The sequence below is a fragment of the Allobosea sp. RAF48 genome (assembly GCF_052114025.1).
Lineage (GTDB): Bacteria > Pseudomonadota > Alphaproteobacteria > Rhizobiales > Beijerinckiaceae > Allobosea.
The window spans coordinates 76,432-100,170 of the sequence record NZ_JBFRDZ010000018.1 but is presented as its reverse complement, the minus strand read 5'-3'; the positions used below and the strand labels follow the sequence as shown (position 1 = coordinate 100,170).

At 61.6% G+C, this 23,739-nt stretch carries 22 protein-coding genes, 1 tRNA gene and 3 pseudogenes; 8 read left to right on the top strand and 18 right to left on the bottom strand.

The genetic code is table 11. The features are described 5' to 3' along the window. Positions 1-113: transposase (locus AB4Z10_RS26060; RefSeq protein ID WP_441473310.1), on the bottom strand; the 113-nt coding region annotated here is incomplete at its 3' end. Between the two features lie 584 nt (positions 114-697). On the opposite strand from AB4Z10_RS26060, the gene AB4Z10_RS26055 reads away from it, so the two are divergent. From AB4Z10_RS26055 to AB4Z10_RS26040, 4 genes are all read left to right on the top strand, one after another. Further along, positions 698-1,462: an IclR family transcriptional regulator gene (locus AB4Z10_RS26055; RefSeq protein WP_441473306.1), complete on the top strand. Its 765-nt coding sequence runs from the start codon at positions 698-700 to the stop codon at positions 1,460-1,462. A gap of 137 nt (positions 1,463-1,599) precedes the next feature. Further along, a complete protein-coding gene (locus tag AB4Z10_RS26050; RefSeq protein ID WP_441473305.1) occupies positions 1,600-2,886 on the top strand; it encodes a hypothetical protein in 1,287 nt (428 codons plus the stop codon). Next, on the top strand, positions 2,883-3,485 hold the full coding sequence (locus tag AB4Z10_RS26045) for a protein-S-isoprenylcysteine O-methyltransferase (protein WP_441473304.1): 603 nt from the start codon (positions 2,883-2,885) through the stop codon (positions 3,483-3,485). Before AB4Z10_RS26050 ends, AB4Z10_RS26045 begins: the two co-directional genes overlap by 4 nt. A 246-nt stretch (positions 3,486-3,731) precedes the next feature. Further along, entirely contained in the window at positions 3,732-3,857 is a 126-nt protein-coding gene (locus AB4Z10_RS26040; RefSeq protein ID WP_441473303.1) for an ABC transporter, read from the top strand. 1,002 nt (positions 3,858-4,859) lie between these two features. On the opposite strand, the gene AB4Z10_RS26035 is transcribed toward AB4Z10_RS26040, so the two are convergent. Then, positions 4,860-5,366, bottom strand: a complete 507-nt coding sequence (locus AB4Z10_RS26035) for a L,D-transpeptidase (RefSeq protein ID WP_441473302.1) — start codon at positions 5,364-5,366, stop codon at positions 4,860-4,862. Between the two features lie 849 nt (positions 5,367-6,215). Between AB4Z10_RS26035 and AB4Z10_RS26030 the strand changes: the two genes are divergently transcribed. Next, the gene (locus tag AB4Z10_RS26030) at positions 6,216-6,950 is read left to right on the top strand and encodes an outer membrane protein (RefSeq protein ID WP_441473301.1); all 735 of its coding nucleotides are present in this window, start codon (positions 6,216-6,218) and stop codon (positions 6,948-6,950) included. Positions 6,951-7,452: 502 nt separating this feature from the next. Next, positions 7,453-7,641: pseudogene (locus AB4Z10_RS26025) on the top strand (IS110 family transposase); the annotation flags it as partial. A 10-nt stretch (positions 7,642-7,651) separates the two neighbouring features. Here AB4Z10_RS26025 and AB4Z10_RS26020 read toward each other — a convergent pair. The 4 genes from AB4Z10_RS26020 to AB4Z10_RS26005 all read right to left on the bottom strand — a co-directional run bounded on the left by AB4Z10_RS26020 (position 7,652) and on the right by AB4Z10_RS26005 (position 9,125). After that, positions 7,652-8,104, bottom strand: a complete 453-nt coding sequence (locus AB4Z10_RS26020) for a Ros/MucR family transcriptional regulator (protein ID WP_441473300.1) — start codon at positions 8,102-8,104, stop codon at positions 7,652-7,654. Positions 8,105-8,315: 211 nt separating this feature from the next. Further along, the gene (locus tag AB4Z10_RS26015; protein WP_441473299.1) at positions 8,316-8,540 is read right to left on the bottom strand and encodes a hypothetical protein; all 225 of its coding nucleotides are present in this window, start codon (positions 8,538-8,540) and stop codon (positions 8,316-8,318) included. A 239-nt stretch (positions 8,541-8,779) separates the two neighbouring features. Next, a tRNA-Cys gene (locus AB4Z10_RS26010) sits at positions 8,780-8,855 on the bottom strand. A gap of 60 nt (positions 8,856-8,915) precedes the next feature. Beyond that, on the bottom strand, positions 8,916-9,125 hold the full coding sequence (locus tag AB4Z10_RS26005; RefSeq protein WP_441473298.1) for a hypothetical protein: 210 nt from the start codon (positions 9,123-9,125) through the stop codon (positions 8,916-8,918). Between the two features lie 750 nt (positions 9,126-9,875). Between AB4Z10_RS26005 and AB4Z10_RS26000 the strand changes: the two are divergent. Beyond that, positions 9,876-9,983, top strand: a pseudogene (locus tag AB4Z10_RS26000) (transposase); the annotation flags it as partial. A 92-nt stretch (positions 9,984-10,075) separates the two neighbouring features. Here the strand turns inward: AB4Z10_RS26000 and AB4Z10_RS25995 are convergent. After that, positions 10,076-10,318: pseudogene (locus AB4Z10_RS25995) on the bottom strand (PHP domain-containing protein); the annotation flags it as partial. Between the two features lie 90 nt (positions 10,319-10,408). Between AB4Z10_RS25995 and AB4Z10_RS25990 the strand changes: the two are divergent. Then, positions 10,409-10,681 (top strand): MOSC domain-containing protein, encoded by a 273-nt coding sequence (locus AB4Z10_RS25990; RefSeq protein ID WP_441473297.1) that lies wholly within the window; start codon positions 10,409-10,411, stop codon positions 10,679-10,681. Between the two features lie 87 nt (positions 10,682-10,768). On the opposite strand, the gene AB4Z10_RS25985 is transcribed toward AB4Z10_RS25990, so the two are convergent. The 11 genes from AB4Z10_RS25985 to AB4Z10_RS25935 all read right to left on the bottom strand — a co-directional run bounded on the left by AB4Z10_RS25985 (position 10,769) and on the right by AB4Z10_RS25935 (position 23,718). Next, complete coding sequence (locus AB4Z10_RS25985) at positions 10,769-11,215, bottom strand: DNA-3-methyladenine glycosylase (RefSeq protein WP_441473296.1); 447 nt, start codon at positions 11,213-11,215, stop codon at positions 10,769-10,771. 7 nt (positions 11,216-11,222) lie between these two features. Beyond that, a complete protein-coding gene (locus tag AB4Z10_RS25980; protein ID WP_441473295.1) occupies positions 11,223-14,090 on the bottom strand; it encodes an autotransporter family protein in 2,868 nt (955 codons plus the stop codon). A gap of 191 nt (positions 14,091-14,281) precedes the next feature. Next, a complete protein-coding gene (locus tag AB4Z10_RS25975; RefSeq protein ID WP_441473294.1) occupies positions 14,282-15,055 on the bottom strand; it encodes an SDR family oxidoreductase in 774 nt (257 codons plus the stop codon). 169 nt (positions 15,056-15,224) lie between these two features. Then, the gene (locus AB4Z10_RS25970; RefSeq protein WP_441473293.1) at positions 15,225-16,874 is read right to left on the bottom strand and encodes a tetratricopeptide repeat protein; all 1,650 of its coding nucleotides are present in this window, start codon (positions 16,872-16,874) and stop codon (positions 15,225-15,227) included. Between the two features lie 319 nt (positions 16,875-17,193). Then, positions 17,194-17,526 (bottom strand): cupin domain-containing protein, encoded by a 333-nt coding sequence (locus AB4Z10_RS25965; protein WP_265055132.1) that lies wholly within the window; start codon positions 17,524-17,526, stop codon positions 17,194-17,196. 45 nt (positions 17,527-17,571) lie between these two features. Then, positions 17,572-18,450 (bottom strand): branched-chain amino acid ABC transporter permease, encoded by an 879-nt coding sequence (locus AB4Z10_RS25960; protein WP_441473292.1) that lies wholly within the window; start codon positions 18,448-18,450, stop codon positions 17,572-17,574. Next, positions 18,443-19,246: an ABC transporter ATP-binding protein gene (locus AB4Z10_RS25955; protein ID WP_441473291.1), complete on the bottom strand. Its 804-nt coding sequence runs from the start codon at positions 19,244-19,246 to the stop codon at positions 18,443-18,445. The genes AB4Z10_RS25960 and AB4Z10_RS25955 overlap by 8 nt, the downstream gene beginning before the upstream one ends. Continuing rightward, entirely contained in the window at positions 19,243-20,208 is a 966-nt protein-coding gene (locus tag AB4Z10_RS25950; RefSeq protein ID WP_441473290.1) for a branched-chain amino acid ABC transporter permease, read from the bottom strand. The genes AB4Z10_RS25955 and AB4Z10_RS25950 overlap by 4 nt, the downstream gene beginning before the upstream one ends. Further along, on the bottom strand, positions 20,177-20,938 hold the full coding sequence (locus tag AB4Z10_RS25945; protein WP_441473289.1) for an ABC transporter ATP-binding protein: 762 nt from the start codon (positions 20,936-20,938) through the stop codon (positions 20,177-20,179). Before AB4Z10_RS25945 ends, AB4Z10_RS25950 begins: the two co-directional genes overlap by 32 nt. Beyond that, positions 20,935-22,074: an ABC transporter substrate-binding protein gene (locus AB4Z10_RS25940; protein ID WP_441473288.1), complete on the bottom strand. Its 1,140-nt coding sequence runs from the start codon at positions 22,072-22,074 to the stop codon at positions 20,935-20,937. Before AB4Z10_RS25940 ends, AB4Z10_RS25945 begins: the two co-directional genes overlap by 4 nt. Before the next feature lie 93 nt (positions 22,075-22,167). Further along, on the bottom strand, positions 22,168-23,718 hold the full coding sequence (locus tag AB4Z10_RS25935; protein ID WP_441473287.1) for a hydantoinase B/oxoprolinase family protein: 1,551 nt from the start codon (positions 23,716-23,718) through the stop codon (positions 22,168-22,170). Between the last annotated feature and the right edge of the window lie 21 nt (positions 23,719-23,739).

Genomic DNA, 23,739 nt, shown 5'->3' with positions numbered 1-23,739 from the left:
TACGTCGCCTGGCTGATCCCGGCCCGCCGGCAGATCTCCGCCACCGGAATCCCGTCCGCGCCCTGCTTCAGGATGAACGCCTTCTGGGCGTCCGAGAACTTCGAATCCTTCATCGTCTTCCGCTCCTCCCAGCTCATGGGAAACGACGCGGAAAACTCTAGCTCAAAGCGATCCAGTTTTAAGGGCTCAGATCAGGCTGCGCGTCCAAACGCAATTACAGCTGCCCCGACCCAAAGCGTCTATTGGCCTTAGGGTCAGTATTCCGGAGCTCGCCCCTCGACGTTGGGATCAGGAAGTCCATGCATCGCGAATCGCAAAAACTCTGAATCCCGAATCTGTGCAAGCGCCGGAGTTTGGCCCGGGGCGCTCCGCCGTCAACAAACTGATTTAAAAGCGATTTTTCCGTTTTCAGAGGGGCGCGGCCGGCACCGATTTGAATGATCTATACGCTGCTGCCGTATAGTCATGCTTCGGTGCCGGAACACAGAGGTTGCCGCATTCACAAAGCTGGGGAGCGGTTCAAATTGCGCTGGCTCCGGATTGGTGATCGGATCACAATCCTCGTGAGTACGTGAAACCGCAATGACGCGCTGACAACTGATGCAAACGACTGCGTTGGAGGACGCATCCAGTGTGCCTGGCCTTTCCGACGGAACGGATATGAATTCTCAACCATCGCAAGATCGTGAGCTCGATCATGAACATATCTTTCGAAGAAGGACTGGCGGTTCTTGAGGCCCTCGCCAGAAGTAATTGCCCCAGTACGATTAGCCAGATAAGTCTGCAGACGCGTTTCGACGAAGACACGATTCAGAATACATTGAGAATCCTTGAGATGACGCGATACGTCTCCGTATCACGCCATTCTTCGCGGGTTGCTCTATCACCAAAACTCTGGAGCTTAGGTTTTTGCTTGAAAGACCCGACAGACCTCAAGCGTGTGGCAGAACGGCACCTTTCAAAGCTCGCGATGGAAACCCGTGAGTCAGCGTGCTTGGCTGTGATTGCAGATAAAGAAATTGTAATTGCCGCCGGTATCAATGCTCCTGAACCGACTGTGACTGAATTCGATGTCGGAACTAAAGTGCCAGCCCGGCATTGTGCAGCAGGAAAATCGATCCTCGCATTTCAATCGCTGCAGATAATGCGTGAATTTGAGACAAGTGTCTTTGAAGTCGCGAGAGAAAAATCTGACGTCGAGGCATTTCGACGCGAACTCGAGCTGATCCGAGCCCGAGGATATGCTATTGAATTCGGTGAAGCAGGTGGAATGAGGTGCGAGGTCGCGGCGCCCATTAGATGTGCCGATGGAGTGATCGAGGCAGCCGTCGGTATATCAGGACCATCAAACCGCTTAACCTCAGAAGTGATTCCAGTGATTGCAGAGAATATCTTGGAAGCGGCCGAAGAAATTTCGCGTGAGTTGAATTATTTGAGCGGCGGCACAGCGTTCAAATCTTGAAGTGCCGCGGCTTTTTGGAGAGCGACTTGAACCACGAATCGACCAACTCGCGCACCCGAACTATGGCAAGGAATGCTCTCTGTCGCGGCACATCCCGCGATCTCGACGCTGCGGTGCGATGACCCAGGCTCAACGGATTGGCTCCCTTTCTGATCGGACAAAGCGACAAGACTATGGGGCTGAGCGGTACGACGGCAATGACCGAAACTCGGGTCCTTAGGCGTCGAGTGTATCATATCGGCGGCTACGACCCGGCGCCGCCATCGGCGGTGTTCGAACGATTCGCCAAGGAGTTGCGACGTTTCGAGCGTGCTTGGGGCGCACACACGACAATCTCTCAACTTGTGGTCAGTGGGGATCTCGCCGCTTGGCAAGTGTCTGCGTCGGGCTCCAACTGGCGTACCGAAATTGAGATGCGACTCGTCCGATGGGATGATGTGATAACCAGCGCAGGCACGCGGCCAACATGGAGCCGCCTGGTGCCTGCGATAGTAGCTTTTTACGATTTCCTGATTGCGGGGGCTTTGGTAGCCTACCTGCGGTCGAGCTGGCGATATGCCATGTTCTTCATCTATCCGTTCCTGATTCTTGCGTTGATCGCGGCACTCTCCGTTGGAGCTGCAATATTCACTCAGAATCTTCTAGGGAATTATTTTGCATCAATATTGAGTTTTCTTATCAGCGCATATCTGTTGTTGCACGCAGCAGACCGCTGGTTATATCTCAGTCTATTACTCGAAGATTGGATTTTCTCTAGCCATTACGTCCGCAGGGGGGATAATAATTTAGGCGATCGCTTACAGCGCATCGCGGCTGATATCGCAGACAATACCCGAATGGAGGCGGTGGACGAGATTCTCATTGTCGGGCACAGTTTAGGCGCGGTGCTTGCCGTCGATCTCATCGATCGCGTGATGAAAATCGAATGCGATCGACCTGGAGCCAACCGGAAGCTGGCCTTTCTGTCCGTCGGAGCTTCCATTCTCAAGATTGGGCTCCATCGCGCCGCATCCGGATTTCGCGCCGCGATCGGACGAGTAAGCTCCAATCGCAACGTGTTTTGGGCAGATTACAGGGCTCGTTCCGATGTTATGAATTTTTTCGGGGCGGAGTTGCTGCTACACTTGAATCTCCCCCCTACCGACTCCCCCGTCGTCCGGAATGTGAGCATCCGACGGATGATCGCTCCGGAGCGTTATCCACGAATCCGAAAGAACTGGTACAAAATGCACTGTCAATTTGTGAGAGGTAACGACCGACGAGCAGCCTATGATTACTTTATGGCGACCTGCGGGCCAATTTCCGCGGAACGGATCGCGCGATCGGAGCGAGGCGCGACAGATTTGTTCGATGTAGACGGCAGATTGATCGAATCGGCCAACTTCGCAGACGATATCAAGACCGTGGGGACGGCAAGACCATGACCCTTTCTGTTGCGAAGGCGATCTACCTAATTCTCGCAGTTGGTTGGTACGTGATCCGCATTCCTCACGAGCGGCGTTCTCGTCGGACTCCTATTTCCCGTTCGGCGCGCGGGATCAAGGAACGAATATTGCTTTCTATTTCTTTTACTGGCTTAGGTATCTTGCCTTTTTCCTACATTGCCTTCGGCTTTCCACGTTTTGCAAAATACACATTCCAACCCTCTCTTGCTTGGGCAGGAGCAGTTACTTCTATGGCAGCGTTGCTGCTGTTTTATCTTACCCATCGCGCCCTGGGGCGGAACTGGTCCGTTTCTCTAGACCTTCGTGAGAGCCACAAATTAGTGACAGACGGAATTTATACGTATTTGCGTCACCCGATGTATTCAGCCTTCTGGCTATGGGCCATTGCGCAAGCGCTTCTTTTGCCCAACTGGATTGCGGGCCCGGCTGGCTTGGTGGGATTTGGTACGCTCTATTTTTTTCGGGTCGGCGAGGAAGAGAAACTCATGAGAGAGGCGTTCGGAAACGAGTACCGGGACTACATCAATCGAACCGGCCGTATCGTCCCACGCGTGAGCAGCGTTCACCCGCGCCGCTAACGAAAGGACAGGGACGCCAGTAAACTTGGTTCCGTTTTGCCGTGCGCATGTTGTTTGGCAACCATAACTCATCGTAGGCGCCTCCCCGGATATTTTGCCAGTTGAAATTTCTCATGGCATCTGAGACTGTTTGAGGGTGCCACACGACGATTTGAATACGAAATTGTTCGGCACCATGTTGCGCAATTACACTGGAATATAAATTGCGCTGAGCTGAGAATGGGCTTGTTAACTGAGGGCGAACCGATGAAAAAGATCGTAGTGTTGGCCGTATCTGTTGCACTCATTAGCGTTGGCGGGTGTGCTTCCATCGGTAAGGGGAAGGGCAAAGCTCCGCCTCCGGCTGCTGCGCCCATCGTAACCAAGGGCTAGCGTCGTCAGTCAAGAAAGCGGTCGAGTAATCGACCGCTTTCTCCTTGAGTATTGCAATACAGTATTCGGCGTGCGGAAATCCTGCATCCGTGCGCGTGCTTGATCGGGAGGCCTGCGATGCGGTTTGGGACAAACCCCTCAGTTCGCTCTTGGATCTTGGCTTGTGGCCTGGCGGGCGGGCTGCTGGTCTCTGGATACGATATAGCGGGCGCGCGCGATCGCAGCAGCTTCCAAGGTGGGGGGCACGTATCTCCCTCGACGAATGTGGTCTCCACATCCCGGCTGTCATACCCGTCACGCGAGAAGGCGCAGTATTTTGTCGAGTTCCGCTCCCGTTACGCCCTCAGCTATGGCCACACGTTCTTGGTTCACGGGCGCCTTAACGCGAGAGGTGAAATAGGCCCGGTAACGGCGGATCAGGTCGCGGGGCTTCACCCCGCTGGCGAGGGACCGCAGCTATGGTCGGTTGGCCACGTCGTTCCTGTTCCAGCAGAAACGGGCCCGAGCGATGGCGATTTGGAAGATCAGTACATCTCCAATCGCTTCCGCGTACTGCTGGACGAAGCTCAGTACCGCCGCGTTTTAGCCTATATCAAACGTAAGCAAAGAACTGCTACGATGTGGCATGCCGTTCTCTATAATTGCAATCGTTGGGTTGGCGAGGTAGCGCAATTCATGGGAATGGATGCTCCGGATAATACGTTATTGTACCCAGCGGACTACATATCCAGCCTTCGGAGTCTCAATAATCGTAAGATGCTAGAGCCGCAATTTTCGGCTCATCGGAGTCGGTAGATCCAGTCGGACGTCGCAGCATTCCGAATGCGATAGGGCGAAGCCAGCGCGAAATTCAAGTACTGCAATGTTTGCGTCGCTGCGGGCGGCCGCCCTCCTTTCGGCGGCATCAATCTGAATGCATCGTCCCGAGAATGATCCGGGGGGTGGTCAACAGCGAGCCTCGAGCGTCTTGATATTTGCTTCGATGACGCTCACCATGCCCACCTAGCGAAGTACGATGACCGGTGTCCCGATCGAAACTCGGCCGAACAGATCGATTATATCGTCGTTAAGCATGCGGAAGCACCCATAGGACGCAAACGTTCCGATAGAATCGGGCCTGTTTGTTCCGTGGATCGCGTATTGCCCTCCGCCAGAAAGCGTCAGAGCGCGGGCACCCATAGGATTTCGCGGCGACCCTCCCGAAATTACATCCGGAAGCCTTGGATTATCTCGCTTTATCTCAGCGGGCGGCGACCAGGCTGGATCAATATACTTTCCTTCGATTTTTACGGAGCCTACCCACTGCTTCGTTGATCTACCGACCGCCACTCGATATCGAATAGCCGTGCCGTCCTCCAAAATTAAATATAACTGTCTGTCTTTTGTCTTGATGACGATGGAGCCAGGTTCTTCCTTGCCGCCGTAGGAAACGGAATCTCGGGCGCTGACAGGGGAAACCAGCAGGAGTGCCGCCAAGATCGTCGGCAAGAGCGTCCGGCAATTCTGCATTCCACTCTCCTGTCCGGTCGGTTCGGCGCACGAATTGAGGCTGCCGACCCTGCTCCGGTCATCCTCAGCGTCACGTAACGTGCCCCAGCCAGAGGCATTCGACCGAAATCATATTCTTTTGTTCTTCCGGAATTCAAGTTCGTGATCTCATGCGAATTCTGCGGCGCCGATTGCCGAAGATAATGTCTGAAGCATGATCCGGTTCCGATTGATCAAATGCCCTCTCCTGCAGCCGATCCTCAAGTCTCTTCATGACTTGCTGTCGCGTCAGAGCGCTCGTCCGGCATTTTTTCTGGCGTGCGGCAGGTCATCGCCTTGGCATGGCACAAGAGGCCCTCCTCGATTGTCATATGGTGTTTCGATGCCGAAGCCTGAACATGCCTCCGCAGCCGATTAATCATTCCAATTCAATCGCTATGTGTACTTGCAGAGGAGCGCGCGATCGGAGCCGGTCGTGTCCATCTGAAGCGGTAGAATGACATTGCAATCAGTTGGTTGACGGCAGAGCGCACGGGTGGTCCTGAGCCCTGGAAACCGGACGGCTTTGGGTTAGGGTTACAACCATCACCGACGAGCCAATAGGCGCATTGCGGATGCCCGCAGATCCGGCCATCGGGCCGTCCATGCTGTGCCCGGCAAAAAGCGGGCAGATACCAGCCAAAAAACTGACCACCCTACTGAATTGTCAGCTCAATCGAGTGCCCAGATTTGGATTTCTCCAAAGTGACGAAAATATCACTTCAAGGCGGATTTCGGCGCGCGTCGTTTGCGAATGATCGTCATTCACTTCCCGCTAATGCTTTCGTGTGCAACCAATAGGGTCTCCACTGTGCATGGGAGGAGGATCACATGCGTCTACGCCTTGTATCCACTGCTTTAGCAACATGCCTTGCGACCTCGACCTTCGCCGCCGACCTTCCGAGCCGCGCGCCACCGGTCGCTCCCATCGTCTACGCACCGGTGTTCACATGGGCCGGACTTTATGTGGGCCTCAACGCCGGCGTGGGATGGGGCGACTCGGGCGGCGTCATCGTCACAGGGCCGACGGGTGCCTCTTCCGCTTCTCTGGGCGGCGGCAGCAGCGACGGCCGGTTCGTCGGTGGCGCCCAGATTGGTTATAATTGGCAATCCGGCGCCGTGGTTTACGGCCTTGAGACCGACATCCAGTATGTCGACACGGGCGGCGGCAACGTGGCCTGGGGACCCTACACCTGGTGGGCAGGCCGAGGCGGTGGCGATGGCGCCTATCTCGGCACCGTTCGCGCCCGCCTGGGCTACGCTTTCGACCGGACCTTGATCTACATCACGGGTGGCCTCGCCTATGGTGGCCTCAACACCAACCCGCTCACCGGCAACTCCACGAGCAACGCAGGCTGGACCGTCGGTGGTGGCGTCGAATATGCCTTCACCAACAACTGGATCTTCAGGGTCGAAGGTCTTTACGTCGATACCGGCGAAGGCAGAACGACGCGGGCCTTTTTCAACCCGGCAGGCGGCGCTCTTCCGGCTGGAACCTATACTGCGACAACCAGCGGCGGCGGCGGTGCCGGGCTGGTTCGAGTCGGCGTGAACTACAAGTTCTGAGACGAATACGTGGGACCTGGGAGCAGCTCGGCGCTTTGCGCCGGGCTGTTTAGCGAGGCTTGGATTGCAAATGCAGTTGCTCGGGCTGCGGCCGCAGGCCTCGCCAATACCCTTGCTACACATGCGCTGGTCATTGGCCGGCAGAGCGTGCCCGGCGCGCAATCTGATCAAATTCGCCCGGCGAGCGCGTCCGTTCCTCGCATATCCGGATCGGCTCAGGACAGCCGGGCCGGGAAGACCGCGTCCACAATTCGAACATCAGCTCGACGAAACCTGCATCGGCGAAGGGTGCGAGCATTGGCTCGCACAGCCATTGAAATTCTCAATGAATAGCCCCGACCGAAAGCATATTTCCCAAAAGGCGCTGCTTGGGAAGAGACTAGGCGCCCTTGCGCCGAGGACGACGACTTCCGCGACCGAATTACCGGCGCCAGAAATCGGACGATCCTGACGTCCGCTAACGGGATGGACCGGATGCTCCCGCCGCCGCGTGAGCTGCGGCGTCGGCTTCGACGCGAACGGCAAGATCGCCTTCCGACGCAAGATCCCGCGCTTGGCGCTGGAGGAGACCTTCAAGACCCTCCCGGGCTGTATCGTCGGGATGGAGGCGTGCCTGAGCGCTCATTTCGTCGCCCGCACGTTGCGCAGTCTCAGGCACGAGCCCCGCATCATTCAGGCGAAGTACGCCAAGCTTTCCGCGGCTAGGACGCTGATGTTGTCCGCCTGCCGCGCGCGGCCTGCTTTACCGGCACGGCAGCGGCCTTCCGGCCCAGCCCCATCGACTTCGCGAGGTTGGAGCGGGCTTCCGCATATGCCGGCGCGACCATCGGGTAGTCGGCCGGTAGGCCCCATTTTCCGCGGTACTGTTCCGGCGTCATACCGTACTTCGAATTCAGGTGACGCTTGAGCGATTTGAACTTCTTGCCGTCCTCCAAGCAGATGATCCAGTCCGGCGTGATGGATTTCTTGATCGGTACCGCCGGGGCAAGCGTTTCCACGGGTGCCGGGGGCGGTTCTTTGCCCAACCCGGCTAGAGCGCCATGCGTGCGCTCGATGAGGCCGACGAACTCGGCTTGAGGCACGCTGTTGTGCTGAACATATGCGGCGACAACCATCGCAGAGAGTTCAAGCACAGCCTTGTCGTCGCCAGCCATCATAAGCCTCCATCGTTATGAAGGGGGCTTAGCAGATCAGGCTGGCTGGGCAATCCTGATCTAAGTTCTTCGGTCATAGCATCCCGACTCGATTGCAAGGCCAAAGCTATCTTCTCCCCCGTCAGGATATTGTCCTCAGCGCAATGAAATTGCCCAGCGAGTTGGATCGCCGGGCATTTTTGACGACTGGGGAACGAGTTGCCCGCTCGTCCTACGAGGCTTTAGTATGGCCGATGCCGTCCACGAGCATGTTGCAGCCGCGCGAGGCGAGGCCCCACCGTCGGGTCACGACGCCTGCCGCCGTGGTCAGAACGCCGCCCGTGGTCAGGGCAATGCCCAGGATCTTCTCGCCGACGCCGGCGCCGTTAACGGTGTCCAGCTTGGCATCGGTCAGGGCGACGGAGACTTCGGAGCCGGTGTTTCGAGCGTCGGTCATGTCGATCTCTTCATGTGGGCCGGTAGTTTCTTCGTCCGGCCTGATGAGAGGCATTTGACCGTGGCGCGCTTAGACACGCCTTACAGCCAGTCCCGTTGAGAAGCCCTTTAACGGAAGTTGAGATGCCCGAGTTGGGTCGGGAGCCGACGTATTCAGGAGGTTACGGAGATGTTTGGCGGCCGGTCCCGCTTCGGCGGGCCGGGCTTTCTTCGATTCAAAGCAGGATGATCGCGCTCATCTGGAGGCCTCGCGTTGGGTTCGAACCGAGGATGTGAGGACTTGCGATCCCCCGCGTAGCCATTCCGCCACGAAGCCGTTTGAAGGGTTTACCGCTGCTGCGCTTGCTAGCCTGTTAATTTTGTGAGGAATTGCCTTTCACTGCTTCGGCTGGTGTTTCGCCTGCTCCAGGCTGGCGCGGGCTAGCATCGCTTCGAACTGGGCGAGCGCGGTCATGGGAAGGACGAGCAGCAGATCGGAGTCGCCCGCCGTCTCAAATTTCACTGCGGCATCGCCGCGCGCGTCGCTGCTCACCTGGATCATTGTCGGCTGAATGACCGGGATCTCAATGGTTGGCTTTTCGGACATCACTTGGCTCTCTCAGCGTATTGTCCAATCAGCCTCGATCCCGCTTCGGCGGGGCAAGGCCTTTCATTTTGGAACTAACCTCGCTGGTTCGCGTTTCCAAGCCGGATTTCAGAGTAGTGCTCGATCTCAGGTCGAGCAATGGGGCTGGAGGCCCACGTGAACCCCGCCACCCCATGGCGGGGTTTGCCGTTTCACAGCATCGCCCCTTAAGATCTGCGCACCTCAAAGGTCGTTGGGACAACGTTCATCTTTCGCCATCAATGTCTCAAAGCGCCTTCGATGCGGCGTGGCGCTGAGTTGCCGCGTCTCCCCCAAGCCGTGGGTGGCTCGGCGCCTTTTTCCCGCTATCCCGCGAGGGCGTCCCCGATGTCCCGCTCAAGCTCGATCACGATGCGCCGATAGTCTGCCGCGATAGCAACCGCCGCCGGCTCCGCTTTCTGAGACCACCGGATGTAAGCGAGTGATGCTAGTTCATAGCTTTCATAGAGGTCGAGAATCGAACCGTGGGCGGGTCGCTCAAGCTCGCCCCGCCGCTCGGGTCAGCGGAGCATCAGCCGAGCCAGCCCTGATTTCTGTTCTGGCGTCATTGCGACCGCTGCGATCAAAGGCGCAAGCCAATCCCTCTTTGGACCCGCAAATATTGCCCTTTGGGTCCAAGCTTTCGCGCCTGTCTGGATTGCGCCCCTTGAGGCGGACATGGTGACGGCCAGCAATTGACGGGGAAGCCGGGCTTTCGAAGGATGAAAGCCCATGGTTCGACATCGTTCCCACAGCATCGAGTTCAAGCGCCAGGTAGCCCAGGATTATCTGGCGGGGGAGACGCTCCATAGCCTCGCTCGAAGGCACGATCTGTCGCGCAACCTGATCCGCATTTGGATTCAGAAGTTCGAAGCCGGCGCCTTCGACGACGAGGCGGCCGCCGCCGTTACGATCGAAGCCTACGAGGCGCACACCCACTGCATAACGATCTCGCGTCGATCATGTTCGAAGTCGACATCGATATCGGGCGGCTCACGGCGCTCCTCCGAGACGAAGCGCTCGAACAGGAGATCGTTGACGCTGGGATCAATCGAGGTAATGCCGAGAACGAAGCAGACGGCCGAGTTCGCGGCCGAGCCCCTCCCCTGGCAAAGGATATCGCGCGAGCTGGCGAAGCGAACGATCGCGTTCACCGTCAGGAAGTACGGCGCGTACACGCGGGCGCACGGGGCTCGTCAGGTCACTTTAATCCAGGCCGAGCATCTCGGTACTATCGCCAGCCATCTCTCGGCCGCTCACAGGTTTTGCCGGGCGACCTGCGCCGTAACGTCGTTACTCAAGGCATCAATCTGCTCGCGCTGAAAGACAAGCGCTTCAGGATTGGCTCCGCAATCTTGCAAACCACCGGAGAATACCATCCGTGTTCGCGGATGGAGGAGATACTCGGCGTTGGCGGGTACAACGCCGTTCGCGGGCTCGGCGACATCACTGCCCGCATCATCGAGAGCGGTATGGTCAAGGCCGGGGACGGCATTGTCGTCGATTTCGGAGACCGACTTGCAGGCGGATCTGCCTAGGTCCACCGTCCAGAGACGTTGTTGGCCTCAAACCTGCTCTGTTCCTTGCGTCAGTCGCACGCACGCGACAATTTGCCGCGACGCCGCTTACCTCCCAGGCTTGGGGAAAGCGCGCCTCACGAACCGCGAACCCGCAAAGCCATATCGCCAGGGCTGCTCGGCGGCTTTCGAAATTCCAATGCGAGTGCTGCGAGAAATCTCCGGCGCATGTGATCGGTCGACAATCGAGAACGGGCGGCGTTCCAAACTCAGCCCATTATAGGCGCCCGTTATCCCAAGCGCCTGGGCCAACCGTCCCGGCCCATTGCATAGGGTTACCGTGCTGCGGCGACGCGCCCGCATTTCGGCCAGCCCATCTGTCGGCTCGATGGCCCTAAGCAAGACCGCGCCAGCGCCTTCAGCGACGATATTCAAACACCAGTGAAGCCCATAGGACCGATAAACGTAAGCGTGCCAGGAAGGCCCGAACATAGCCGCATTTCGCGGCGTCAGACCTCGGAAGCTGTGCGAAGCTGGATCGTCAGCGAGAGCCACCCTGTTTTCACCAACGAATGCTCAGCCCTCCGCGGCCGGTGATGCTGTGGCTGTCGGCGAAATGGGCCAGGCTGGTCTGGGCCTCGACCTCGCCATAGAGCGCATAACGGCCCCATTCGTATTTGGCGCCGAGGCCGAGCCCGCCCCAGAGCCGCTCCTGACAGCTGGTTAAGCGCGTGCCGGCGAGCGTTGCCGTCGTTCCGTCAAGGAATTCGTAATGCAGGTTGGCGATGCCGTAGAGCGAGGCATTGACCTGTCGTCCTGCGTTGTCGCGCCAGCTCTGCCGGTAGTCCGCGGAGATGCCGAGCCGCCCGCGCAGGCTGGCGCCATCGCCGAGCGCGACGCGGGCGCCGAACGGGTCGATGAAGCTGTCCGCATCGATATGTGAATAAGTCAGCTGCGCCTGTGGCGTCAGAGACCAGGCGCCTGATAGCGCGATGCGCTGTCCTAGTTCGAGCCCCAGCGCATAGCCGAAGCCGGCCTTGCCTTTGGCGAGCTGGCGCCCGGCCGTCGTGGACGACAGGTCGCTGTCGAACCAGCTGAGCTTGGTCTGCGCGTCGGCATAGAAGCCCGTCGCGCCATACCATGTCAGCGCCCCGCCAAAGCCGCGGCCCGAGGCTCTGATCTTGCCGCGCCCGAAGACCGAGGCGATGTCGGCCAGCGCTTCGCCATGATGCAGCGAGACGCCACCGACCAGCGTGCCGGCATCGCCTGCGAAAACCTGCCCGTCGGCGCCGGCCTGCAGGCGCCAGCTATCGATCATGTAGCTCGTGCCGGTCGTCGAGAAACCCGGCGTGATGCGACTGTGGGCTGCATCTATGCGGGCCCAGATCGCCCTGCCTGCCGCGTTCGCCGTGTCATCCGTCCGGCCGTCGAAGCGCTCGCCGACGCGCTGACGCAGCGTCTGGAGCTCGTTCAGGCTCTGCAGGACCTGGCCATAGGCTTCATAGATGGGCGCTCCCGGTTGGTAGATCGGACCGACGTCGGTCGGGCCGCTCGACGGTGAGGTGGAAGACGGCGGCGCCATATAGGCAGAGCGCAGATACCAGTCGCCGTCGTTCGGCGTGCTGATGCCGTTCTTCTGCAGGGTGTAGGCATAGGCGCCGGCGACGACGGCCTGCTGCCCCTTGAAGACATAGTTGCCCTGGAGCGTGAAGACGCCGTTCGAGGCCCCGCCGACATCGACGATCTTGATGCCCTCGATGGTCTGTGCGCCGGCGCCGCCCTGGTTCAACACCGTGACGAGGGTCGTTCCCGCGGTGCTGCCGGTGATGACGAGGCGGTCGGACGGCGAGGAATCGCCGCCGAGCACGGTTTCGATCTCGAGCCTGCCACCATTACCGAGATAATTGCCGTTGATCGTCAGCGTGCCGATCGAATTGCCCGGCGCGATCATGCCCCCCGGCTGATTGATCGTGGCGCCGACAGTACCGATGCCCTGGAGGCGGCCGCCGATGACCTCCATCGTCCCGCCAAGGATACCATTCACGGCGAGCGTGCCCGCCACCACGCTGCCGGCGCCGGTGAAGGTCGCGCCGCTGTCGCCGGTCAGCTCCAGCTTGCCCGCTCCGTCCTTGATCAACGCGCCTGCGCCGGTGAAGCTGGGAGACATGCCGATGTCATGGCCATCCGTGTCGATGACGACGCCATTCCCGGAGAGGTTGATGGTGCGGGTGTCGAAGCCTGCGAAGAAATTGGGATTGTCGTCTGTAGCACGCAGGAGGCCGCCATCGAAGGTGACGCTCACAGCGCCATTACCACCGAAGATCCGTCTGGTTTCCAGGACGCCTCGATTGTTCGTGGGGCCCTGCAGAAGCAGCGTCCCGCTGGCGACTGAGCTCTCACCGATCCGGACTCCGCCCTCTGCGCGAACCAACCCGCCATTCTCGACCGTCAGCGAACCGGTTCCGAGATTGCCGATGGTGAGGTTATAGGGCGACATCAACCACTTCGACCCCGCTCCCGTCACGGTGACGGTGCCGGTGTTGTTGGCGCCGATATAGCCCTGATTGCTGGTGACGGTTGCGCCCGCTTCGATGCGCAAGGTGCCCACGTCGAAGCTGCCAACGGTAAACTGTCCGGTACTGGTCCAGGTCGTGCCCGCGCCGGTCAGTACGACGTTGCCCTGACCGCTGCTGCCGACGAGACCCTCCGTGCTCGAAACCGTTGCGCCGCCCTCGACGCGCAAGGTTCCGGCGCCGGCCCCACCGACGGTCAGCCGGCCGCTGTTCTGCCAGGACGAGCCAAGTCCGCTGACCAACGCATTGCCCCCGCCGCCGATACCGCCGTCGGTATTCGACACCCGGCCGCCAGCCAGAATGTTCAGTACTCCGACGCCGCTATATCCGACATAGAGCTCACCGGCATTGGTCCATGTCGAGGCCATGCCGTTGCTTTTAACGCCCGAGACCGTGACCGTGCCCTGGCTGCCCAGATCGCCGGCGATATAGGCGCTCAGGCTGCTGACTTTGCCGCCATCGAGGATGGTCAGCGAGCCGGTGCCGGACTGCCCGACGACGAGGTCGCTGGTATTGGTCCATGTCGATGCATTGCCGCTGCCATCGATGCCTGAAACGGTGACCGTGCCATTCCCGGCCACATCATTGCCGATCGTGCCGAGATCGTTGGTGACGGTTCCACCGGCCGTGATGTTGAGCTGGCCAATACCGGTATCGCCAACCAGGAGATCGCTCCCAACGGACCAGTTCGGTGACTGGGCAGGGCCAGGGTTCAGATCGCCGCTGCCTGTAACCGATTGCGCGTAGGCTGGCCGCATCCCGGCGGCACAGAGCAGGGCGGCGATAGCCGTCGAGAGAAGCTGCGGCTGGCGGGAGAAGCCGGAGCCGACATGGCTCCTGATGGTCCGTCTCAGCACGTCTCAGCCCCCGGCGCGATGTCGCTTCGTGTTCGTTCCGTTCCCCGCATAGGCGCATATCCACGCGGAGAATCTTGCTGCAAGCGAATCGACGCTGCCGATTGCATAGGCTGACGTTCAATAGTTAATCGCAATGGCAAGGTGCGGCCTCTCCGGAACGACTTTCGGTTCCAGAGAGCAGCCGGACGATCTCACTTGGTGGTATAGCCACCGTTGACGAGAATGGTCTGTCCGGTCATCCACCAGCCATCCGAGACCAGAAAGCGGATGAAGGGCACGATGTCCTCGATGTCGGTCAGGCCCGTCTTTGTAAACTTAGACAAAGCTGCCGCATTCTTGTGATAAGCTTGAGCGTCGGCGTTTTCGGCAGGGTAGAAGAAGGATGTGTCCATCGGGCCCGGGCCGATCGCGGTCACCGAGATGCCCCGCTCGCCGAACTCTTTCGAAGCTGCGCGAGTGAAGTGCTCGACCGGCGCCTTCGTGCCGGCATAGGCGGCGTAGAAGGGTGTGTAGGCGCCAAGCAGCGAGGTCACGAGCGTGCAGATCTTACCGTTGTCATTGACGTGCTTTCCCGCCTCCTTGAGGAAAAAGAAGGCGGATTTCGAGTTTACCGCAGTCATTTCGTCGTACTCGGCCTCGTTGATCTCGACGAAGGGTTTCTTCAGAACCTTGCCGACCGTATTGATGGCGATGTCCGGTTTACCGATGGCGGCGACGGTGTCCGCGAAGAGCTTCTCGACCGCGCCGGCCGTGGTCAGGTCCGACTGAAGGGCGATGGCCTTTGCACCGGTGGCCTTGATGGCTGCGACCGTCTCATCCGCCGCGGGTTTGGTCGCGCTCGTGTTGTAGTGGATGGCCACGGCCTTCGCGCCGTGCTCGGCCAGATCACGGGCAAGCAGCCCGCCGAGGTTCTTCGCCCCGCCAGCAATGAGAACCGTCTTACCCTTGATGCCGTGATCGAACATGTTTCGCCTCCACTGGTCGCGGAAGCCAAAACGCGACCCTCGGCGAAACTGATAGCGTTTTGGACGCCTGACCAGAGCAGCGACAGTATGTGCTCCTGACTCCCCTTGACGAGGCGGGCATTTTGGAGTTTGGCGCCAGTTGCGGAAGATTCGTGGCTTTCCGGCTCTTTCAAGGATCGATGCGAGTATCGGTCACCGCGAACCCGGCCTTGTCCAGGCCCTCCACGATATGGGCGATGTAATCTTCCTGGAACTTGCGCCCGCGCCAATCGGCATAGAATTCAGCGGTGTAGTTAGGCCTTAAACGGCGCAGGATTTGCAGATGCATCTCTGCTTTGGCTGTGGCGCCGAGCTGCCCGCAGACGGCCGCCAGCATGACATGCATGAAATAATACTTCTCATCGATGCTCAGGTTCGAGGCCAGCTGCAAGGCGCCCTCGTAGTCGCGCTGGCGATATAGCTCCAGGATCGGGACACCGTATGACATCGCCGGATGGTAATGCTCGCGCGCGTTCGCACGCCGCACGAGTTCGACCCCTTCCTCATAGCGACCCATGACATAGAGCCGATTGCCCAGCGTCAATTGATGCTCGCCGGATCCCGGGTTCTGGGTTATGGCCCGCCGCCCGGCCCTTTCGAATTCCTCGAACTTCCCCATGGCGAACAGCACCGTCGAGCGCATGCTGTGAGCCAGAGCCGAGTGCGGCGCGACGCGAATGGCCTCGTCGGCCATGTCGAGAGCTTCCTGCAGGATCCTGCCACCCTCAGCCGGCCGGGCGTAGAGACCTCGAATCTCGTTCATTTGGATATAGGACAGCATGGCCCAAGCGTCCGAATAAAACGGCTCCTCTCTGACCGCGGCCTCAAGGCATTTCCGGATATCCTTCTGCTCTGTGTCGTCGAGGTTCGCCAGGTAAGTGACGGCGTGCACGACACAGCTATAGGCATCCTGGTGCTTGTCCGGGTGGAGTTTGCGCTCATTCACGTTGATGATGCCCCAGCGCTGCCCGATCTGCCTTGCGACGGTTTCGCCGATGGCCTTCTCCGCCGCCATCATCGAGGACGCTCCGGCTGACTCGATTTCCTCGCGCGAAGCCAGAATGAGCCCCGACCGGTGCTCGCTCAGCATCCATTGGCATCGCAGCGTTCGTTCCTCAACGTCGGCGGCGACGTCGAGGACATAGAGGCTGCCGGCCCCGCTGGGACGCAGCGACGCGACGAGCTCCTCAAATGATTTGTGAGGCTCGAGACCGGCGATGCGCAGGCCGTGATAGGCAACGAGAGCAGCGACAACTGAGCGGATCGTGCGAGACGATGCCTCGCTGGAGCCCCCGCCGGCCGCTGCCCTGACCACAATGATCGGGATCTTGTGCTCGGGCGCCCGCTGGCCTTCTTCCGGCGGCGCTTGCGCCGACATAGGCCGAAGCCCCGCCCGAACCAGTGTCTCGTTGCTGCCCGAAATCCCGGCCGCTTTCGCCTGACGATGCTCGAAGCGCGGGACGTATCCGCCGACGGGCAGATGAATCACCACGTTCTCCGCGGCGCCATCAACAGCGTAATAAAGGGCCAGTGCCGAACGCAGGCGGGTTGCCTCGTTGCGAACGACGGCATCCTTGGCGGGGTCGAAGTCGACGCCTTTGCCAAAGACGTCCACAGCGATCGTGTAGGCCTTCAGCTGGGCGCTTTTTCCCTCGATGGCCTTTTCGACGACATATCGGAGGAAGCGCGCGCCTCGTGCTGAAATCCGCGTGCTCGGCGCATTCAACAGGTTGTCGAGCGCCGATGCGATTTCCCTCTCTTCAACGCCACCGATAGGCATAACGCTGCTGGATCCACCCTGCCATGCATCCCACGTGCGGGGAGCCGATTGCCACGGGGCGCAGTAATCTTTGCCTGACTGCGCTTTGCTTCACTGCAGCATAGCGCTCCGCGTTCAACAATTGTCCGCCCCCAAAATTTCCGGATATTTTGCTCACGGTCCCGATGCGCTCCAAATGGCGCGAGACAATTTCCGCCTTAAGGCATCCAGCCAACGCCAGCTGACACCGGCTGAGTAGGCACCCAACGCCTGCTTCCGGGCAATGGCCCAATGTCCGCAACTGGCGCGCTACCGACGGAAAATCATATGAGTATCCAGCCTAAGCGTATTCGGGCCGGCGCGGCGTGAACACATCAAGATTGATCACCGGCTCATCGCCGACGACCTCGCCCCAATGCTCGACATTCGACGGGATCACGACTAGCCCCCCGGGACCGATCAGATGCTCCTCGCCGCCGATGAAGAAGCGGATGGTGCCGCTGACGATATACGCGATCTGCTCATGGGGATGGCTGTGCGGTTTGGGCTCGTGTCCAGGCATCAGCCGGTGCAGCGCCACCGTCGCTGCATTACCGGAGAAGGCCTTGCGGTCTACACCCGGGCGCACCGGTGTCCACGGAATCTGGCTCCAGTCGATCTTGTGAATGTCCATGGCAGCGGCTCCGATCGTCGCTCAGTCAGATAGTCACTTGGGTGGTCATTTGGCGGCGCCGAGGATCCCCGACGGGCGGATGAACAGGAACAGCAGCAACACCGACAGCGCTGCGACATTCTTCAATCCGGCGCCGAAGCCAACGATGGCGAGCGCCTGCAGCAGGCCGAGCAGCAAGCCGCCGAGAAAGGCGCCGAAAGGCCGCCCGAAGCCGCCGGCGATCGCGGCGATGAAACCGCTGATCGCGAAGGGCACGCCGACATTGAAGGCGGTGTATTGCGTCGGCGTGATCAGGATGCCGGCGATTGCGCCCAGCGCGGCGCTCAGCGCGAAGGCCAGCGCCAGCATGCGCGAGATCGGGATGCCCTGCAGCGCCGCGGCCTCGCGATTGATCGAGCAGGCGCGCATCGCCTTGCCGGTCCGGGTCAGCCCGAAGAATGCGGCGAGCGCTGCGACGATCGCGAGCGAGCCGCCGACGATCCAGATCAATTGGTAGCCGATCGCGACCGGGCCGATCATTAGCGGCGGCCGGTCGGTGAAGACGGGCAGCGTCTTGGGCTGGTCGCCGACCGCGATCAGGGTCAGCCGCTCGACCACGATCTGTGCGGCGAGCGTAGCAAGGATCATGACGAACATCGTCGCCTTGCGGTTCCAGAGCGGCCTGACGACGACGCGCTCGATCGCGACGCCGAGGATCGCCACCGCCGCGATCGCGATCAGCGCCGCCAGCGGCAGCGGCACGCCGTTCCGCGCGAACAGCACATGGGTGATCATGCCGCCCAGCATCACGAACGCCCCTTGGGCAAAGTTCACAATGCCGCTGGCGTTGTAGATCACGCAGAAGCCGATGCCGATCAACCCGTAGACGCAGCCGATGCCCAGCCCGCTGACCAGGACCTGGGGGATATAGGACCAGTCAGCCATGGGGCGTCTCCTGCATGGTCGGCTCGCCTGCGGACGATTTTCCGGTGCCCAGATAGGCCGCGATCACGGCCGGGTCGGCGCGGACTTCGGCCGGGGTGCCTTGCGCGATCTTGCGGCCGAAATCGACCACGATGACGCGATCGGCGGTGTTCATCACCAGCGTCATGTCGTGCTCGATCAGGAGCACGCTGGTGCCGTCCTCGGCGATGCGACGGATGATCCGCGACAGCGCCGCGGATTCCTCGGTGTTGAGGCCGGCGGCCGGCTCGTCGAGCAGGATGAGCCGCGGACCTGCGGCCAGGGCGCGTGCGAGCTCCAGCATGCGCTGGCGGCCATAGGGCAGCGCCGAGGCGGGCTCGTCGGCCATCGCCGCCAGCCCGGCGAAGGCCAGGAGTTCGCGCGCGCGCGCCTCGACCGCCGCTTCCTCGCGGCGCGCCGAATCCGGCCGCAGCAGTGCGGCGAACAGGCCGGCCTTGCCCTGCAGATGGCAGCCGACCTTGACGTTGTCGAGCACGCTGAGATCCTCGAACAGCTTGACGAGCTGGAAGGTCCGGACCAGTCCCGCCCTGGCGATGTCGGCCGGCGGGCGGGCGGTGATGTCGTTGCCTTCGAAGATGATGCGGCCGACGCTCGGCGGCAGGAAGCCGGAGATCAGGTTGAACAACGTGGTCTTGCCGGCGCCGTTGGGGCCGATCACCGCGGTGACGCCGTCGGCGGGCACCTCGAACGAGACGTCGTCGACCGCGACCAGCCCGCCGAAGCGCCGGGTCACGCCTTCCAGGCGGAGCCGGGTCATGACCGGCCTCGCGGCGCGAACAGGCTGGAAAGGCCGCGCGGCGCATAGATCAGCAGAAGGATCAGCGCCGCGCCATAGGCGAGGTCCTGATACTCCTTGAAGGCGCGGAAGGTCTCGGGCAGCAGGCTGACGATCAGTGCCCCGACAAGGGGGCCGGCGACCGTGCCGATGCCGCCGACATAGAGCATGGTGAAGGTGACGATGACCATGTGCAGGCCGAAGACCTCCGGGCTGACGAAGCCGACGACATGGACGAAGAGCGATCCGGCCAGTGCCGCGAAGCCGGCCGATAGCAGGAAGGCCGCGAGCTTGTAGCGGGAGACGTCGATGCCGAGCGCGGTCGCCGCCTCCTCGCTGCCGGCGACCGCCGAGAGCGCGCGGCCGAAACGGGAGCGGCGGATGCGCGCGGCGGCAAAGGCGCAGGCTGACACGACGAGCGAGAGCAGGATGAGCTGGCCCCTGTCGGAGGTGACCTCCCAGGGGCCGATGCCGAAAGGCGGGATGCCAGAAATGCCCATGTAGCCCTGCGTCACCGACTGCCATTCTACCGTGATCTCATAGGTGATCAGGCCGATCGCCAGCGTGCCCATGGCGAGGTAATGGCCCTTCAGCCTGAGCGTGGGATAGCCGATGATGGCGGCGGCGAGCACGGCCGCGACCATGCCGAGCACGGTGGCGGGCAAGGGCCCCCAGCCATGGCTCGTCGTCAGCACGGCGGAGAGATAGCCGCCGATCGCGGCGAAGGCGTTCTGGCCGAAGGAGACCTGCGCAGCGAAGCCCATGAACAGGTTCAGCCCGGTGACGAAGACCGCATAGATCAGGGCGAAGGAGACGACGGTTGCCGCGTAGCCGCCGACGACCATGGCATAACCGACCACCACCGCGGCGAAGAGCCAGGGCAGCAGGCCGACCAGCCTGATCGGGCGCCGTTCAGGCGAAGTAATGCTGTGCGAGATCGTCATGGGAGGTGATGTCACGCGGATCGAGTTCGGCGACGATGCGCCCGAGCGAAAGCAGGTAGACGCGGTTGGCGAGTTCGAGCGCCAGCGGCGCCTTCTGCTCGACCAGCACGATCGCCAGACCTTCGCGGTTCAGGAGGCCGAGCGTCTCCAGGATTTCTCCGGTGACGCGCGGCGCGAGGCCGAGCGAGGGCTCGTCCAGCAGCAAGAGCTTCGGCCCCGCCATTAGCGCCCGGCCGAGCGCGAGCATCTGCTGCTCGCCGCCCGACATCGAGCCCGCGGCCTGGCCGAGCCGTTCCTTCAGGCGCGGGAACAGGGCCAGCACGCGTTCGCGCCGGCGGTTGAACTCGGCCTTGTCGCGCAGGCGATAGGCGCCGAGTTCGAGATTATCGGAAACGCTCATGGGCGAAAACAGCCCGCGTCCTTCCGGAACCAGCACGATGCCGCGCGAAGCGACCGCGACCGCATCGTGCCGGGGTAGCGCCTCGCCCCGGAAGCGGACCTCGCCGCTATTGGCCGACAGTCCCATGATGGCGCGCAGCAGGGTCGACTTGCCGGCGCCATTCGGGCCGAGCACGGCGACGAGCTCGCCTTCGCCGATGCGCAGATCGACCCCGTGCAGCGCGTGGATATGGCCGTAGCGTGCGGCGAGGCCGGTCGCGGCCAGGATCGGCGGAGCCGAGTTCGGCAGAGCTGCGCTCCCCTGTGTGCCGGCCGCGACCGCCGGGATCATTGCACCACCTTGACCTTGCCGCCTTCGATGGTGGCGAGCACGAAGGGGTTCTCGGTGATGCCCTGGTGGAGGTCCGGCCGGAAATTGTAGATGCCGGTCGTACCCTGGAAGCCGGTCAGCTCCTCATAGGCAGCGCGGACCTTCTCGCCCTCGAAGGACTTCGCCTTCTCGATCGCGGCGATTGTCAGCATGACGCCGTCCCAGCCGCGCGAGGCCCAGTTCGGATCACGATCCCTGAACTTCTCGCGCCAGGGATCGAGGAAGGCCTTGATCCCGGTCTTGAGCGGGCCTTCGGGCAGCGCTTCATAGACCTGCGAGGGCGAGGCGACGAAGAGGAACTTGTCCCCGAGCACCTCGGCAACGGGGCCGAACACGGCGAGATCCTCGAGGCTCGTCAGCAGCAGCATGTCGGCGCCGAGCTGCTTGATGTTCTTGGCGGCGGTGAGCGTCGTGCCGCCGAGCCCGATCTTCAGGATCGCGCCCGCGCCGGCCGCGCGGGCCTTGCTGATCTGCACGCTAAGATCGGCATCGTCCTGCTTGTACTGATCGACCGAGACGACCTCGAGGCCATATTTCGCGGCGTTGCGCTCGGCCACGCTCTTCTGGAGATTGGCGTAAGGAGTCGGGTCGTGCAGCACCGCGATCTTGCGGATCTGCGTTTTCTCCTTGAGGTATTCCAGGCGCTTGTCGACCTCGAAGCCAGCGGGCGGCAAGGTGGTGAAGGCCCAGGGCAGATGCTCGGCCTGCGTCGGCAGGATCGAGCACAGCATCATCGGAATCTTGGCGCGCAGCAGCAGGCCAGCGGCCGCGAAATTGCCGGCCGAGACGCAGCCGCTGACGAAGACGTCGACCTTGTCCGAGCTCAGCATCTTCCGGTAGACGGTCACCGCCTCCTGAGGCTCGGAGCGGTTGTCCTCGACGACGACCTGGATCTTGCGGCCCATCACGCCGCCCTTGGCGTTGACCGCGGCGGCCGCGAGTTCGACACCGTCGCGCCAGGCGCGGTCGACAGTCGCGGCATAGCCGGTCAAACCGGCTGAAACGCCGATCTTGTAGGGTTCCTGCGCATAGGCCGGCATCGCGCCGGCCAGCGCGAGGCTTGCGGCAAGGCAGGCCGCCAAAAGGGTCTGCTTCATCATTTCTCCTCCCGTTTTCCCTCGGTTCGGGCTGGTGGCCCCGTTCCGAGGCCCCGCCTTTTTCTTGGCTTTTCAGGCTGGTGGTGGTTGCCGTCAGGTTGTCGGCTTGCCGTAGCCGCCGCCGCCGGGCGTCTCCAGCAACACGACGTCGCCGGCTTGCATGGTCAGCTTCTTGGCTTCGCTGACGGATTTGCCGTTGACGAGGAAGCGGCCAGGCGCACCGGACAGGCCTCCATCGATGCCGTCGGGACCGCGTTCGAGCCGGCTCGGCACGGCATTCAGCAACCAGGGGTGGTCGGTGCGCATATGAAACTGGATGATCTGGCCGTCGCCCCCCTGCATCCGGCCCCTGCCGCCGGAGCCCGGCCGCAATTCCTTGCGATCGAAGACAATCGGCATCGCCGCTTCGAGGATCTCGATCGGCACCGCCGCGACGCCGGTCGGGTAGCAGGTCGCGCTCGGTCCGGGCTTGCCGGCGCGGGCGCCCATGCCGCCGGAATAGTTGAACATCGACGAGGTGAAGGCCTCGCCGCTGGGCTTGCGGCCCTGGATCTGGATCGTCCAGACCGCGCCCGAGCCTTCCGCCAGCACGCGCTCCGGCATGACCTGATGCAGTGCTTTCAGGATCGGCATCGGCACATACATGCCGACGACATGGCGCGCATTCACCGGTGCCGGATAGGCGCAGTTGACGATCGAGCCAACCGGCGCACGCACCTCGATCGGCGCCAGCGAACCCGTGTTGTTCGGCAGGTCCGGATTGAGGCAGGAGCGGATCGCGAAGGTCGAATAGGCGTGGGTGTAGTTCAGGACGACGTTGATGCCGGTCGTCGTCTGCGGCGAGGACCCCTCGAAATCGACGATGATCGAGCCGCTCTCGGCATCGACCGTGACGGCCGTCCTGAGCGTGATGATCTCGCCGCCGGGAACGTCGAAGATCGCCTCGCCGTGATAGGTGCCGGCCTTCAGCTTGCGGATGGCGTTGCGCGTCGCCTCCTCGGAGCGGTCGATGATCTCGTCGGACAGCGCCTCGATGTCCTCGATCCCGTAGCGCTCGCACAAAGTGATCAGGTGGTCGGCCGCCGCCTCGCCGGACGAAACCTGCGCCGAGAGATCGCCGAAGACGGCATCGGGCGTGCGGACATTGCGGCGGATAATATCGTGCAGCATTTCGCTGGGCTTGCCGCGCTCATAGAGCTTGAGCGGCGGGATCCAGAGGCCTTCCTCATGCACGTCGCGGGCGCCGGCACCGATGCCGTAGCCGCCGATATCGGTGTGGTGGATGGTCGAGCCGATATAGGCGAGCAGCTTCTCCCCGTCGAAGATCGGCGTCAAAATGGTGATGTCGAAGAAATGCCCGGCCGAGAGCCAGGGATCATTGGTGATCAGCACGTCGCCGGGCTCGCAGCGGCCCTTGAACAGGCGCACCAGATGCGCCCCCGCGAAGGCGAGCGAGTTGATATGGCCGGGTGTGCCGGTATTGGCCTGCGCCACCATGCGGCCGCGCTGATCGAACAGCGCGCAGGCGAGGTCGCCGGCCTCGCGCACGATCGGGCTGAAGGCGATGCGCTGCAGCGCCTTGGCCCGCTCGGTGACGATGCCGATCAGGTTCGACCAGAGGATTTCGAGCTCGACTCCGTCCATTGGATGTGACCTTGCCATCGG

Excerpts from the sequence above, each read along its gene's own strand:
- AB4Z10_RS26055 (WP_441473306.1), top strand. The coding sequence starts at position 698 with ATGAACATATCTTTCGAAGAAGGACTGGCGGTTCTTGAGGCCCTCGCC.
- AB4Z10_RS26045 (WP_441473304.1), top strand. The coding sequence starts at position 2,883 with ATGACCCTTTCTGTTGCGAAGGCGATCTACCTAATTCTCGCAGTTGGT.
- AB4Z10_RS26040 (WP_441473303.1), top strand. The coding sequence starts at position 3,732 with ATGAAAAAGATCGTAGTGTTGGCCGTATCTGTTGCACTCATTAGCGTT.
- AB4Z10_RS26035 (WP_441473302.1), bottom strand. The coding sequence starts at position 5,366 with ATGCAGAATTGCCGGACGCTCTTGCCGACGATCTTGGCGGCACTCCTG.
- AB4Z10_RS26030 (WP_441473301.1), top strand. The coding sequence starts at position 6,216 with ATGCGTCTACGCCTTGTATCCACTGCTTTAGCAACATGCCTTGCGACC.
- AB4Z10_RS26020 (WP_441473300.1), bottom strand. The coding sequence starts at position 8,104 with ATGGCTGGCGACGACAAGGCTGTGCTTGAACTCTCTGCGATGGTTGTC.
- AB4Z10_RS26015 (WP_441473299.1), bottom strand. The coding sequence starts at position 8,540 with ATGACCGACGCTCGAAACACCGGCTCCGAAGTCTCCGTCGCCCTGACC.
- AB4Z10_RS26005 (WP_441473298.1), bottom strand. The coding sequence starts at position 9,125 with ATGTCCGAAAAGCCAACCATTGAGATCCCGGTCATTCAGCCGACAATG.
- AB4Z10_RS25975 (WP_441473294.1), bottom strand. The coding sequence starts at position 15,055 with ATGTTCGATCACGGCATCAAGGGTAAGACGGTTCTCATTGCTGGCGGG.
- AB4Z10_RS25970 (WP_441473293.1), bottom strand. The coding sequence starts at position 16,874 with ATGCCTATCGGTGGCGTTGAAGAGAGGGAAATCGCATCGGCGCTCGAC.
- AB4Z10_RS25965 (WP_265055132.1), bottom strand. The coding sequence starts at position 17,526 with ATGGACATTCACAAGATCGACTGGAGCCAGATTCCGTGGACACCGGTG.
- AB4Z10_RS25960 (WP_441473292.1), bottom strand. The coding sequence starts at position 18,450 with ATGGCTGACTGGTCCTATATCCCCCAGGTCCTGGTCAGCGGGCTGGGC.
- AB4Z10_RS25955 (WP_441473291.1), bottom strand. The coding sequence starts at position 19,246 with ATGACCCGGCTCCGCCTGGAAGGCGTGACCCGGCGCTTCGGCGGGCTG.
- AB4Z10_RS25950 (WP_441473290.1), bottom strand. The coding sequence starts at position 20,208 with ATGACGATCTCGCACAGCATTACTTCGCCTGAACGGCGCCCGATCAGG.
- AB4Z10_RS25945 (WP_441473289.1), bottom strand. The coding sequence starts at position 20,938 with ATGATCCCGGCGGTCGCGGCCGGCACACAGGGGAGCGCAGCTCTGCCG.
- AB4Z10_RS25940 (WP_441473288.1), bottom strand. The coding sequence starts at position 22,074 with ATGAAGCAGACCCTTTTGGCGGCCTGCCTTGCCGCAAGCCTCGCGCTG.
- AB4Z10_RS25935 (WP_441473287.1), bottom strand. The coding sequence starts at position 23,718 with ATGGACGGAGTCGAGCTCGAAATCCTCTGGTCGAACCTGATCGGCATC.